Source organism: Nannocystis exedens (assembly GCF_002343915.1).
Taxonomy (GTDB): domain Bacteria; phylum Myxococcota_A; class Polyangia; order Nannocystales; family Nannocystaceae; genus Nannocystis; species Nannocystis exedens.
On sequence record NZ_NETK01000001.1, the window covers coordinates 6,206,699 to 6,219,429 of the forward strand.

The 12,731-nt window shown below is 73.1% G+C and carries 11 protein-coding genes; 5 read left to right on the top strand and 6 right to left on the bottom strand.

The genetic code is table 11. The features are described 5' to 3' along the window. Window positions 1-144: 144 nt before the first annotated feature. Window positions 145-1,653, bottom strand: coding sequence for a sensor histidine kinase (locus NAEX_RS24435; protein ID WP_143140578.1), 1,509 nt, complete (start codon window positions 1,651-1,653; stop codon window positions 145-147). Between the two features lie 40 nt (window positions 1,654-1,693). Continuing rightward, a complete protein-coding gene (locus tag NAEX_RS24440; RefSeq protein WP_245913791.1) occupies window positions 1,694-2,761 on the bottom strand; it encodes a heparan-alpha-glucosaminide N-acetyltransferase domain-containing protein in 1,068 nt (355 codons plus the stop codon). Window positions 2,762-2,863: 102 nt separating this feature from the next. Between NAEX_RS24440 and NAEX_RS24445 the strand changes: the two genes are divergently transcribed. Genes NAEX_RS24445 through NAEX_RS24455 form a run of 3 tightly spaced genes read left to right on the top strand, consistent with a single transcriptional unit; the run spans window position 2,864 to window position 6,638 of the window. After that, entirely contained in the window at window positions 2,864-3,421 is a 558-nt protein-coding gene (locus NAEX_RS24445) for an NUDIX hydrolase (protein WP_096329892.1), read from the top strand. Window positions 3,422-3,470: 49 nt separating this feature from the next. Further along, window positions 3,471-6,143, top strand: a complete 2,673-nt coding sequence (locus tag NAEX_RS53900; RefSeq protein WP_096329893.1) for a cation:proton antiporter — start codon at window positions 3,471-3,473, stop codon at window positions 6,141-6,143. 3 nt (window positions 6,144-6,146) lie between these two features. Then, window positions 6,147-6,638 carry a hypothetical protein gene (locus NAEX_RS24455; RefSeq protein ID WP_096329894.1) on the top strand — a complete coding sequence of 164 codons (492 nt, stop codon included), beginning with the start codon at window positions 6,147-6,149 and terminating at the stop codon, window positions 6,636-6,638. Between the two features lie 311 nt (window positions 6,639-6,949). Here NAEX_RS24455 and NAEX_RS24460 read toward each other — a convergent pair whose 3' ends face one another. The 4 genes from NAEX_RS24460 to NAEX_RS24475 form a co-directional block, all read right to left on the bottom strand. After that, the gene (locus NAEX_RS24460; protein ID WP_096329895.1) at window positions 6,950-7,840 is read right to left on the bottom strand and encodes a DUF6600 domain-containing protein; all 891 of its coding nucleotides are present in this window, start codon (window positions 7,838-7,840) and stop codon (window positions 6,950-6,952) included. An 8-nt stretch (window positions 7,841-7,848) separates the two neighbouring features. Beyond that, window positions 7,849-8,517: a DUF4142 domain-containing protein gene (locus NAEX_RS24465; protein WP_096329896.1), complete on the bottom strand. Its 669-nt coding sequence runs from the start codon at window positions 8,515-8,517 to the stop codon at window positions 7,849-7,851. A 147-nt stretch (window positions 8,518-8,664) separates the two neighbouring features. Beyond that, window positions 8,665-9,855: a site-2 protease family protein gene (locus NAEX_RS24470; RefSeq protein WP_096329897.1), complete on the bottom strand. Its 1,191-nt coding sequence runs from the start codon at window positions 9,853-9,855 to the stop codon at window positions 8,665-8,667. Between the two features lie 264 nt (window positions 9,856-10,119). Further along, on the bottom strand, window positions 10,120-11,352 hold the full coding sequence (locus NAEX_RS24475; protein ID WP_170135973.1) for a serine/threonine-protein kinase: 1,233 nt from the start codon (window positions 11,350-11,352) through the stop codon (window positions 10,120-10,122). Window positions 11,353-11,990: 638 nt separating this feature from the next. Between NAEX_RS24475 and NAEX_RS24485 the strand changes: the two genes are divergently transcribed. Both NAEX_RS24485 and NAEX_RS24490 read left to right on the top strand, forming a co-directional pair. Then, on the top strand, window positions 11,991-12,383 hold the full coding sequence (locus NAEX_RS24485) for a hypothetical protein (RefSeq protein ID WP_096329900.1): 393 nt from the start codon (window positions 11,991-11,993) through the stop codon (window positions 12,381-12,383). A 96-nt stretch (window positions 12,384-12,479) separates the two neighbouring features. After that, a complete protein-coding gene (locus NAEX_RS24490) occupies window positions 12,480-12,731 on the top strand; it encodes a hypothetical protein (RefSeq protein ID WP_143140579.1) in 252 nt (83 codons plus the stop codon).

Consider the following 12,731-nt stretch of genomic DNA (forward strand, 5'->3'; position numbering starts at 1 on the left):
GTGTGGTCGAAACGGACAGTCGTGTCCACTTCGCTCGGGGGTGGATCCGCACGGCCGCGCGCGGGCGGGGCTCCGCGGCGGCGGAGCCGGGAGACTCGCGGCGCGCGTGCAGCGTCGCCCGCGCGCATGCGCGCCCGCGGGGGCTCAGAAGTGCGACACGAGGATCACCCCGGCCTTGCGTGGGTCGATGGCCTCCTGGGGCAGGCGGAGGGTGAAGACCGAGCCGACGCCGGGCTTGCTGCGGACGGTGATGTCGCCGCCGAGCATGCGGGCGTAGTGGCGGCTGATGGCGAGGCCGAGGCCGGTGCCGCCGAACTTGCGCGTGGTGGAGGAGTCGGCCTGGACGAACGGGGCGAACAGGCGCTCGAGCACCTCGGGGGCGATGCCGATGCCGGTGTCGCTGACCTCGAAGCGGTACCACGAGCGGCCGCCCTCGGCCTGGATCTTGATCGACAGCTCGATGCGGCCGTTGTGGGTGAACTTGCAGGCGTTGCTGAGCAGGTTGCTCAGGATCTGGTGCAGCTTGGTGCGGTCGGTCGTGATCTCGCCGAGGTCGCGGGCGCAGCGGAGCTTGAGCGTGTCGCCGTTGCGCTCGGCCAGCGGGGCCAGGTGCGACATCACGCTGCCGAGCACGTCGCCGAGCCGGAACGACTCGACGTTGATGTCCATCTTGCCCGACTCGATCTTCGACAGGTCGAGGATGTCGCTGATCAGCGCGAGCAGGTGCTCGGCGGACCCGTGGATCTTGCCGAGGTCCTCGTGCAGCTCGCGGAGGTCGGGGCGCGCGGTGTCCTCGAGCAGGATCTCGCTGTAGCCGATGATCGCGTTGAGCGGGGTCCGCAGCTCGTGGCTCATGTTGGCGAGGAACGAGCTCTTGATGCGGTTGGCCTCGAGCGCCTGCTCCTCGGCCTGGCGGCGCACGCGGATCTCCGACTCCATCTTGCGGTTGGCGCGGGTCAGCGCGATCGTCCGCTCCTCGACCCGGCGCTCGAGCTCGTCGTGGGTGCGGCGCAGCTGGTCCTCGATCTGCTGCCGGTTCTCCATCTCGCGCTCGAGCCGGCCCAGCGCGGTGCGCAAGATCTCCCCGCTGCGGCCGTGGTGCGCCAGCACCAGCGTGAGCGGCACGCCGGCGGCCGTCACCGTCAGCGCGGCGATCAGCGCCTGCGAGGCCGGGCTGCCGGCGACGACGACGCCGACAGCGCAGGCGAGGCTGAGGCCCGCGACGCAGGCGCCGGCCAGCCGCGGCGCGAACGACAGCGGGGCGGCGCACGCGGCGGCGAGGCCGAGCAGCATCACCGGCGCGTCGGCGGCGAGCAGGCTGGGGAGGACGACGAGCAGGCCGGCGAGCGCGGCGTAGCGGACGAGGTCGCGCGTGCGTGTGCGTGCGCGGTCGAACGAGACCGGGTTGAAGAAGGAGACCGCCTGCACCAACACGAAGGCGCTGCAGCCGAGGATCGCGGCCGGGCCGGGGTCGGCGGCGACGACGACGACGACGGCGAGCACGACGCTGACGAGCACGATGGCGCGGCCCTGCGCCGCGAGCGACAGCGCGAAGTCGAGGACCTGGGGCGGCAGGGTGGTGAACCGCGACTTGCGTCGCACCGAGGATTCCCCGGCGGCGGCGGCGGCGGCGAGCACTTGAGCCGGATGCATAGGCGCGACCAGAGCATGCGCCGGCATCGCCGCGAGCGGTTTAACCGCCGAAGATCCGGAGCAGCCACTCTGCGCCGTAGCGATAGCCCACACGCTGCCACAGGCGCGCAGCGAGCGCGCACACGATCACCCAGATCGCGACGATGGTGAGCGCGATCTCGGCGCTGAACGCTTGCCACGCGCCGAGCGGTCGCGTCAGCTCGCGAAAGACGACGACGTGGACGAGCAGCAGCGTGAGCGAGGCGCGGCCGAGCGGGACCAGCCAGCCGCGTTCTTCGAGCTTGCCGCGCCGCTCGAGGGCCAGCGCGCCGAGCAAGAGGAGCAGCGTGCCCGACTGGAGCAACATGACGATCGCCGGCGTCGCGGGGTAGAAGCTCAGGCGGATCTGGAACAGCCGGTGCCATACGCCCTCGTGGGGGCCGAGCCGCAGGCCGACGGCGGCGAGGGCGACACCGGTGACGAGCAGCACACTGGCCATGCGCAGGATCGGCGCGGTGCGGCGCTGCTGCAGCCAGCGACCGACGACGATCCCGCCGAGGAACAGGCCGAGCCACGGGACGATCGGGAACTGGCCCTCGGCGAAGGCGAGCCGCAGCGGGCCGCCCGCGAGGTCGAGGCGGCGCATGCGGTCGTTGACGAGCAGCTCCGGGGTGGCGAGCCAGTGCTGCACCACCGGCGCGGCGAGCAGCAGGAGCGCCTGTCCGCAGAGCAATGCCCGATCGGACAGGCGGCGCCACAGCGGGGCGGTGAGGATGCCGAGGCCCATGAGGTGGAGGACGAACCACGAGCCGGCGGAGAACCAGCTCGGGGTGAGGAGGTTGAGCAGCCAGCCGAAACCCATGACCACGAGGCCGCGGCGGACCAGGATCGCGTCGAGGCCGGCGGTGCGACTGCGGGCGAGCAGGCTCGTGCCGGCGCCGGCGAGGGTGATGAAGGTGGGCGCGGCGAGGCCCCCGAGGCCGTTCAGGGCCATCAGCACCGGCGCCTGCGCGATCGCCGAGACGCCCGGGTCCGAGCGCCACAGCCACACCGCCATGTGCTGCTCCATCATCAGCACGACGGCGAGGCCGCGCAGGGCGTCGAGGCTGAGCAGGCGGGCGGGCGTCACCTCGCATGAGGCTACCCGGACCGGCGCACCGGGTGAAGGTCGGGGTCGGCGCGTGACCGGCAGCCCTGGCCAAAGGGCCGCGCGGCTGCGATAGTCGGGGGGATGTCGAGCCTGTCCGACGCGACCCATCCGGCGACCGAGACGATCGGCGACGGGCGCTTCTTGCGCCTCGTCCGCCGCGGGAAGTGGGAGTACGTGGAGCGCCTCGGGGCCCGGGGCGCCGCGGCGATCGTGGCCGTGACCGACGACGGGCGGCTGGTGCTCATCGAGCAGCCGCGGCCGGCCCTCGGCGGGGTGGCGGTCGAGCTGCCGGCCGGCCTGGTCGGTGACACGCCCGGCGACGAGGCGGAGGAGGCCGCGACCGCGGCCAACCGTGAGCTGGTCGAAGAGACAGGTTACGAGGCCAGCCGGATCGAGCAGGTCGCCCACGGCCCGAGCTCGCCCGGGCTGACCAGCGAGTGCATCAGCATCTTCGTCGCCACCGGCCTGCGCAAGGTCGGGCCCGGGGGGGGCGACGGCAACGAGCAGATCACGGTGTTCGAGGTGCCGCTCGCGGAGGTCGAGGCCTGGCTGGGCGAGCGGATCGCTCGCGGCGCGCACGTCGACCTCAAGGTCTACGCGGGGCTCTACTTCGCGCGCCAGCTCGCCGCGCACAAGTAGGAGCGGGCGGCCGCGGGCTGCGGGCGCTGTGGCACACTGACGGTCCCCCATGGCGCCCGTCACCGTCTTCCTCGTCGCCATCGCCTGCCTGCTGGCCGCCGCGGCGGCGGTGCGCCCGCTGGCGCTGCGCACCCACGTGCCCGAGGCGGTGTGGCTGATCGCGCTCGGGGTGGTGCTGCGGACCACGGGGCTGGTGCCGCCGGCGACGATCGCCGCGCTGGCGCCGTTCTTCGCCGCGCTGGCGCTGATCATCGTGCTGTTCGAGGCCGGCCGCGACATGGTCTTCGGGACAGCCAGCGAGCAGGTCGTCCGCGCGCGCAAGCTGGCGCTGGCCGGGGCGGCGCTGGTGGTGCCGCTGGTGGCGCTGTTCAGCCAGGCGCTGTCGGGGCTGCACCTGCTGCCGGTGTGGAGCTGGACGCACGCGTTCATGCTCGGCGCGCTGCTCCTGTGCACCGCGCCGGAGGTGTTCGCGCCGACGCTGTACCGGCGGGCCCACCCGGGCCTGGTGGCCGCGCTCGAGCGCGAGGCGGCGCTGACCGGGGCGCTGGCGATCGCGGCGACGGCGTGCTGCATCGACCTGCTGAGCCTGCGCGTGCCGGTGGGCAAGGCGTACGCGGCGATCGCCGCCGGCTTCGGCCTCGGCCTGGCGTTCGGCGCGTTCGCGGGGCTGCTGTGGATCACCGCGATCCGCCGCGTCGGGCCCGGCCGCGGGGTCTATCCCTACACGCTGGCGGCGATCCTGGGGCTCTACGTGGTCACCGACACGCTCGGCGGGATCGGGGCGCTGGCGGTGCTGGTGTTCGGCGCGGTCGTCAGCAACGCGGGGCCGCTGGTGGCCGCCCTGTTCCGCCCGCGCGGCGGCGCGGTCGTCGAGGCCGCCGACGAGGACTTCCGCGCCGCGCTCGACGACCACGCGCGCACGGTCGAGATCACCCGGGTGCTGCTGTTTACGTTCCTCGGCATGAACCTCGGCCCGCCGTGGGGCCTGCTGGCGATGGGGATCGTGCTCGGCCTGTTGCTGGTGGTGCTGCGCCTGCTGGCGGCCCGGCTGGTGCTGCGCGGGGTCGACGACCGCACGTTCTCGGCGCTGGCGCTCGGCTGGCCGCGCGGGATGGTGGTCGCCGGCCTGGCCGCGCTGCCCCACGCCGCCGCGGTGCCCGGGACCGAGTCGCTGACGACGCTGGTGTTCGCGGCGGTCGCCACGACCTGCGTGGCCTTCGGGGTGGCGGTGTCGCCGCTCGGGCACGCGCATGTCTCCGAGGACATTGCGAAAGAGAAAGGTCCTTCCGGGCATGTCCGGGGGGACATGTCTGATGGGGCAAAGGTGGCCCGGACGGTCGCGCCGGCGGCGACGGTCGACGAGGTGAGCGGCGCCGCGGCGCGCGAGCCGACCGCGGGGGCGGGCGCGGCGAGTCGGGAGTCGGGGAGCCCGGCGGCGCCGACGAGCGAGGCGCGGCGCGGGGGCGAGAGCGCGTCGCTGCGCGCGGCCGAGGACGCGGTCGAGCCGGCGAGCCCCGGCGGCGGCGGGACCGGGGCGTCGCCGGGACGGAGCGCGATCGCGGGCGATCCGCGGAGCTTCGGCGGGCCCGGGGCGCCGGCGCGCGAGACGGGGGCTGACCCGCGCGCGGGCGACGGGTCCGCGGCAGCGATGCCGGGGCGGACCGCGGTCGCTGATGCACCCGGGAGCGCGACGCTGCAGCGCGAGCCGATGGGGGTGCTGGCGGCGGTGTCGGCCTCGCTTTCGGGCGGAGCGGCTTCGTCGACCGCGAGCGAGCGCTCCGACCCGGCGAGTGGGACGACCGCGGTCATCCGCGGGAAGACGCTGCCGCCGGAGGAGGCGGTGGTGAGCGGAAGGACGGTGGTGCCGGAGGGGCCGGCCGGGAGCGGAAGGACAGTCGCGCCGGAAGGGCCGGCGCTCGCCGGGCAGACGCTGACGCCGGAGGAGGCGGTGGTGAGCGGAAGGACGGTGGTGCCGGAGGGGGCGGGGCTCGCCGGGAAGACGCTGCTGCCGGACGCGATTGGGGGCGAGCGACGCGGGCTGTTCGCGATCGACATGCCGCCGCCGGGGCGGACGCTGGTGCCGGGCGAGCCGCTGGCGGGCCCGCGCACGCTGCTGCCGGGAGAGTCGTCGCCGGGGACCCGCGTCGCGGAGGTGCCACGATTCGCGCCGCCGGGAGCGCCCCGCAGCTCGGAGCGGACGGTGCTGCGCGGCTCGGGACCCGGGGCGCCGGAATTGGTCCGGCACGTGTTCGTCAGCTCCCCTGCCGGGACGACGGTGACGCAAGAGACGAGCGTCGTGCTGCCGGTGACGCGCATGGCGGAGGCGCCCGCGACAGGGCTGCCGGTGCGAGGAGCGCCGTCGCCGACGCGCGCGTCCGAGGCGGTGACGCCCGTCGCGGAGCCCGAGCCGCTGGGGACGGGCCCGGCGGGTGACGGCTCGCCGCGGGCGCCGGGCGAGACCGCGACGGCGCTAGCGGTCGAGGCGTCGCCGGGCCCGGAGCGCCCGGAGGTGGCCGAGCCGCGCGGGGCCGGGCTCGAGGTCGCGGTGACGTTCGTGGCGCCCGAGCCGGAGCTGCCCGCGACGGCCGAGGCGCCGGAGCCGGGGCCGGCGGTGAAGGAGCCGGCGCTGCTCGACCTGGTCGGCGAGGCCATCTTGCCCTCCGGACATGTGCTTAAAAACATTGTGAAAGAGACAGGCGAGGGCGGGACGAAGGAGGGCTGAGCGATGGGGTGGCGGGTGGTCGAGCGCCGGCTCGGCAAGGCGGGGGGCGTCAAGCAGCGCACGGCGCGGCAGCGCGAGTGGGACCGCAAGTACGGCGAGGACCGGTGGGCGGTCGGCTACGAGGTGGACGGCGAGTTCGTGCGCCAGGAGGACGCGCTCGAGTCGGTCTATTATAAAAGTTACGAGGCCCACTTCGCGGCTCACCCCGAGGACCTGGCCGAGCTGATCGCGCTGGCCAAGACGCTGCGCAACCCGCACGCCGAGGCGACCACCGGGGTCGACCTGCAGGTGCCGGCGATCCAGGACTACCTGCGCCGCCGCGGGCTGCAGCTCGCCGGCACGGAGGTGGTCGACATCGGCACGTGGGACGGCAAGGCGTCGCACCCGATCAGCGTGCGCCTCAGCCCGCTGACGATCGCGTGCGCCGTCGACCCCGGTCGCACGCTCGAGCAATGGTGGCAGCAGCGCAAGGTGCTGGTCGTGTGGGAGGACTGAGCCGGGGCCACGAGGACCGTGGCGACGAGGCTTCCGTGTTCGTCCCGGGGAGCCTGGCTTCGGGTGCAGGCGCTCGACGGCGAGGCGGGCGACCGGTCGAGCCGGAGGTCGCTGGAGGCGACTGCGAGGCCGCCCGCGAGACGCGGGCGGGCGAAGCCCGGGAGGGCCTGCTCTGCTCGCGGGTCAGCGACGTCGACGCATCGGCCGTGCGCGAGGGCGAGACAGGCGGACCTCCTGCTCCGCCTGCGCGGCATGAAGGATGATGCCCGCGAGACATGTCCATCGGGACATGTCATTCGGGTCATGAGGAATCACCGCCGGCGTCCGCCGCCGTGGCTGCTGCGCGGGTGGTCGCCGCCGCCGTGAGGGAGGTCGAACACGGGCGCGTGGGTGGTGTGGGCACGCATCGTGTGGACCGGGAATTCGGGCGGGTTGTGCGGGAAGATCGACGCGGCCGGGGCTTGCTTCGACTCGACGAACGGCGTGTGCTCCACGGCGTCGCCGGCGACGCGCGAGCGGACCAGCTCGCCGCCTCGCGGGGGCGGCGGCAAGTGGACGGGAGCCAGCGGCTGGCCGGTCGCGGCGGCGACGACGTCGGCGGGTGGACCGGAGCGCCAGCCGGGGTGAGTTGCGGGGTGGGCGGCGTCGTCGGCGAAGACCACCCGGCCGAGCTCGTTCGGCTGGATGTACCCGGCGAGCTGCGGGCGCGTGAGGTCCCGGGCGGCGACCACGATCCAGTGCGAGCGCGGCTCCTCGCGCGCTGCGACGATTCTCGGCGGCAGCGGGGCCCAGCCGACGTAGCCGGCGTTCCACCGCCAATCGACCCACGCGGGGCCCCACACGTCGTCCGGCACCCACATCCAGCCGACGCCGGCGTCGAAGGCCCAGCGGCCGTAGTGAAACGGCGCCCAGCCCCACGAATAGCTGCTGTCGAACATCCAGCCGGCGTCGGTGTACACCCAGCGGCCGCCCGTCATGTACGGGAAGAAGTCGGCGCCGACGATCGCGGGCGAGGGCAGCCAAACCCAGCCGTAGGCGGCGTCGTCGATCCACGTGCCGTAGGGCGCGAGGGCGCCGTAGAAGCGGGCGCTCGGCCCGGTCGGCGCGAGCTGGGGGACCGGCGCGGCGGTGTCCGTTCGATGGCAGTCGAGGCCGACGGCGAGCAGGGCCGCCGCGGCCGCGAGGTGATAAACGGCGCGCATGACGAGGCTCAGGCCGCCGGCTGCGCGCGCAGGGCCACGCGGATCGCTTCGGCCGCCTTGAGGTCGGTCTCGATCTGGGCGCGGACCGTGTTGAGCTCGTCGCGCAGCTCGGGCAGGTCGACGTTGGGGATGAACTTGCGGTCGATCGCGTCGCGGATGTTGGTGAGCGCCTGGATCTCGTCGTCGATGTACGTGAGGTCGAACTCGTGGCCCCTGGCCGCGGTGTCGAGGTCCTTGTACGTCTCGTCCATCGAGGCCTTGTAGGCGGCGTCGACCGGGCCCGACTTCGGCTTCAGCTTGTGCCGGGCGTGCATCGCCGTCTGGCGCTTCTTGGCCGCCCTGGCGTGCTTGACCCGGTTCTCGGCGAACTTCTTGACGCGGCGGTTTTTGATCGACTTCTGGACCCGGCGGTTGTGCTCGGCGCTGCTGTCGCTGATCGTCTCGATCACCATGAGGATCTCCTCGTCGGTGATCTCGTCGGTCGGCGCCTGCACATTGGTCGGGTTCTCGTCGGTGTTGTGCGTCGGGCTGGTGGGCGGATGGGGATTGGTGGGAGCGCCGGTGGTCGGGGTCGTCGGCCGCGACGGATCGGGCGGCACGTCGGTGGCGGCGGCGACGCCCGGGAGCGCGAGAGCGAGGGCGACAGTGAGGGGGAGGGCGGTTTTGTCGAAGGACATGCCCGCAGGGTTGGACGCCTTTAAAAGACGTGCCACCGGCGCGGCGCCGGGGCGAGCCGTCGTCGGGGCGATTCGCGGGTGTCGCGATCAGGGCTTGTCCTGGTGCGCGCCGGCCACCTGCCGCCGGCTCGCGCGCCCATGGGCGGTTCAGGCCGGTCTCGGCTGTATCGGCCGCTCGCTGCGGGGCGCCTGCAACTCGAGCCATTTGAGGATGTCGCGCCGGCGGAGCACGCCGACCAGGTGGTCGCCGTCGACGACCGGCAATTGCTCGACGTCCTTGCGGCTGAAGGCCCGCATCGCCACGGTGAGGTCGTCGTCCGCGCGGATCGTCTCGAGCGCGGCGAGCGGCGTCATGATCGTGCCGACCTCGATCTCGTTCCACACGTCGCGGTCGACCACCCGGACGTCCTCGAGGCAGACGATGCCGGCCAGGCGTTCGCCGGTGAGCACCGGGAAGGCCCGCTGATCGCTGCGCATCAGGTAATCATCGACGAGGCGGGCGACCGGCAGGTCCGGCGGGACGACGGCGACGTCGCGGCGCATCAATCGCCGCACCGGCACGCCCTCGACGAGGTGCATGATCACGAGCTGGCGATAGCTCATGGCCGCGGCGCTGGCGAGGAACCACCCGATCACGCTGATCCACAGGCCCGAGACGACGCCGCTGCCGAGCCACGGCAGGCGCGCGCCGAAGATCATGGCCAGACCGCCGAACACCAGCACGAAGCCGATCGCCTGCCCCGACAGCGAGGCCCAGCGGGTGGCCGCCTGCAGGTCGCCGGTCGCTTGCCACAGCAGCGCCCGCAGGACCCGGCCGCCGTCGAGCGGGAAGCCCGGCAGCAAATTGAAAAGGCCGAGGAAGAAGTTGAGCGGGCCGAGCCAGAACAGCAGGGTCGCGGCCGGGCCGAGGTCTCGCATCAGCCGCTCGGGGTCGCCGCCGAGGCGCGCCAGCCAGCCGCCGAGCGCGAGGAACAGCAGGCCGAGGCCGATGCTCGTCAGCGGGCCGACGATCGCCATCATCAGCTCGGCGCGCGGGGTCTCCGGCTCGCGCTCGATGTTGGCGACGCCGCCGAACACGAACAAATGGATGCTGCGCACCTCGAGGCCGTACCGGCGGGCGACCAGGGCGTGCGACAGCTCGTGGACCAGCACCGAGGCGAACAGCAGCACCGCGGCGATGCAGGCGATGCCCCAGCGCATGCCGCCGCCCCACTCGGGGTGCCACACCGGGAACGAGCCCAGCGCGAGGCTGACCGCGACCAGCCACAGGGCGACGAACAGGCTCCAATCGGCCGCGATCCGCACGCCGAAGATCTTTCCGAGGTTCAGACCTCCCATGCGAGATCCTGTGGGCCGGGCCGCGCCGCGGGGCAACGGCGCGGCGGTCGCCGGGCGACGAATGGAGGGCAGTCCGGCGAATCGTCGCCGTCGCGGATCTCGGGAGCGCCGGTGCGCCGCGGTGTGCTCCCGCCGCTCCCGCGCGCGGCCGAGGCCGGCGATTCGTCGCGGAGCGCCGCGGCTCGGCTCGCAGCGCGCCGGAGTCGGCGGGCCACGGCGCGGCCGGGCTGCCGCAATCGTCTGGCCTTCGGGACAGGCGATCGCCTAGCCGAGCAGCAGCTTGAAGAGCGCGGCGAGGCCGACGAGGGCCAGGACGATCAGGCCGAAGTACATCGCCACGCCGAGGCGGGGGTAGCGGTCGATGACGCGGCCGCTCTCGCGCATGGCTCGCTTGGTGAAGGAGTACATGCAGCGGACCTCGCCGCGGCCCTCGAGGTAGCCGCGCACGCCGGCCAGCATCTCGGCGGCGGACTGGTAGCGGTGGGCCGGGTCCTTGGCGAGGCCGCGGGCGGCGACGATCTGCAGCTCGATGGGCGGCGGGCCCTGGTGCGGGCTGTCGTAGGCGCCGGGACCGCGCAGGACCGGGTGCTCGTTCTCGATGGCGTCGAGCAGGACGGCGAGGTTGTCGGTCCGGTGATGGAGGTAGTGGTTCAGGCCGATGAACTCGTGCAGCACCACGGCGACGGAGTAGAGGTCGCTGCGGGCGTCGAGCGGCTCGCAGCGGACCTGCTCCGGCGACATGTACGCGGGCGTGCCGATGAGGCCGGCGGTCCGGTCCTCGCCGCGCTCGGTGGGCACGCCGGGGTCGGGCTCGTCCATCTTCTTGGCGATGCCCCAGTCCATCAGCCACACCTCGCCGAAGCGGCCGATCATGATGTTGTCGGGCTTGATGTCGCGGTGGACGATGCCGCGCTCGTGGGCGTAGGCCAGCGCGCGCAGCACGGAGATGACGATCTCGGCCCGGCGCTCGAACGGCCATTGCAGGTGAGTCTCGGGGTCGCCGCGGCGCAGCTTGTCGATGACCTCGCCGAGGGTCTGACCCTCGACGTACTTCATGACGAAGAAGTAGCGGCCCTCGGCGTCGAGGCCGACGTCGTGGATCGGGACGACGTTGGGGTGCTCGAGGGCGCCGACGATCCGGACCTCGCCGACGAAGCGGGCCACCCCGAGCGGGTGCGAGGCCTCGGGCAAGAGCCGCTTGATCGCCACCGGCCGGCCGATGTCCACGTCCTCGGCCCGCTCCACCACGCCCATGCCGCCCTCGCCGACCACGCCCAGCGAGCGGTAACGGTCGCGCGGGTCGTGGACCAGCCGCACCTGGCCGCTGACGTCGGTCTCGATCTGCGGCAGGACCGACAGGCTGCGCCGGTTCGGGTCGATGCGCGTGATCCGCGACGCGGCCGAGGTGCCGGCCATGGTCGAGGCCAGCTCGGCCGGAAACTGGGTCTCCATGCGCGACCACGCGAGGGTCGCCTGGTTGCCGACTGCTGCTTCCATGGAACTCCCTCCTGTCTGCGGGGACAGGTCGGGGCCGAGTATACGCGCCGACCCCCCGGCGCCTGACGCGGGCACGCGTGACGATCCGCGGCGCGAGGCCGCGCGCCCACGGACTGCCGCGGCGAGCGGCCCGAGTGCGACGTCTGCGTCGGCGCACGTGCGAGTCGCGGCGGCGTGGGGCGGGCGGCGACATGAAGACGATCGTGCGTGTCGCTCCCGCGGTCGCGCGAGGCGCGGGACGGACGGGGTCGTGGCGGCTGTGGATGGGGTTCGTCGGGACATGTCCGATAGGACATCCATGAAGCGCCGAAATGTGAGACTGAATGTCTGATGGGACATGTTGAATTGGACATGATCGCCACGTTCGCGGCGCTGGCCGGGGGCGAGACGACGTGGGCGGTGCTCGGAACCGCTGCGCTCGCGCTGCGAGGGGCCGTGGTCGAATGCGGCAGCCAACTCGAGGAGGAGGGGGCTCGAACCGCTGTGCGCGGCCCTGCGTCCGGGGGCCGAATGGCGGCAGCAGATCCGAAAAGCTCCGCGAGCAGGCGCGCCGTGGACACGGCCGCTCGGGCGAGGTCGCGCGGGGTCGGCGGAGAGTGGCTCGAGGCCGGCGATCGGTAGTATTTTTAAGTCAAATCGTGCCGCGACTCAGCAAGGGAATCGTCGTCGTCTACGCGCTGTTCAACCTGCTGATCGCCTACACGCTGATGTTCGACCCGGGGCCGCTCGACGCCCAGTACCGCGGCGGGGCGATGACGCCGACGCGCGAGTTCCAGTGGTTCAGCATCGCCAGTTTCCACGTGCTGGTGGCGGCGCTGGCCCTGGTGACGCTGCGGCTCGGCCGGGCGGCCGATCGACGGGCGGTCTTGCTAACCAACGCGGCGTTTTACGGGTGGGACGCGGCGACGCAGTGGCTCTACTGGGGCGACAGAGTCGGGCTCGCGTCCGCGGACCTGCACGTCAACGCGGGCGTCAGCGCGGGCTGTGCCGCGCTGCTGCTGCTGGCGGTCGGGCGCGACCGGGACGGCTGAGGGGCTCGCATCGTTGCGAACGAGACCCGCATGAATGCGAGCCGCGGCGAGGGTTCGGCGGTCGACACGCGGACGGGGATCGGTTAACCCTTCGCCATGGCCGAGATACCAGCGAAGAAGAGCTTTGTGCCGACGTTCCTCGCCTACGTGGCAATTGCGATGGGGACGTTCGCGTTCATGCAGGCGGGCATGAAGGGGCACCGCGTCGGGTGGGAGCAGATGATGCTGTACACCGCGCCGGCGGTGGTGTGCGCGCTGCTGGCGATCGCGCTGCGGCGCGACAAGAACACCTACCTCGGAGTGGTGTTCGCGCTGCTGGCGATCGTCGGGCTGGTGCTCGGGGCCTGA

Bases quoted from the DNA above. Each gene is read 5' to 3' on its own strand.
- NAEX_RS24435 (WP_143140578.1), bottom strand. From the start codon at position 1,653: ATGCATCCGGCTCAAGTGCTCGCCGCCGCCGCCGCCGCCGGGGAATCC.
- NAEX_RS24445 (WP_096329892.1), top strand. From the start codon at position 2,864: ATGTCGAGCCTGTCCGACGCGACCCATCCGGCGACCGAGACGATCGGC.
- NAEX_RS53900 (WP_096329893.1), top strand. From the start codon at position 3,471: ATGGCGCCCGTCACCGTCTTCCTCGTCGCCATCGCCTGCCTGCTGGCC.
- NAEX_RS24455 (WP_096329894.1), top strand. From the start codon at position 6,147: ATGGGGTGGCGGGTGGTCGAGCGCCGGCTCGGCAAGGCGGGGGGCGTC.
- NAEX_RS24460 (WP_096329895.1), bottom strand. From the start codon at position 7,840: ATGCGCGCCGTTTATCACCTCGCGGCCGCGGCGGCCCTGCTCGCCGTC.
- NAEX_RS24465 (WP_096329896.1), bottom strand. From the start codon at position 8,517: ATGTCCTTCGACAAAACCGCCCTCCCCCTCACTGTCGCCCTCGCTCTC.
- NAEX_RS24470 (WP_096329897.1), bottom strand. From the start codon at position 9,855: ATGGGAGGTCTGAACCTCGGAAAGATCTTCGGCGTGCGGATCGCGGCC.
- NAEX_RS24475 (WP_170135973.1), bottom strand. From the start codon at position 11,352: ATGGAAGCAGCAGTCGGCAACCAGGCGACCCTCGCGTGGTCGCGCATG.
- NAEX_RS24490 (WP_143140579.1), top strand. From the start codon at position 12,480: ATGGCCGAGATACCAGCGAAGAAGAGCTTTGTGCCGACGTTCCTCGCC.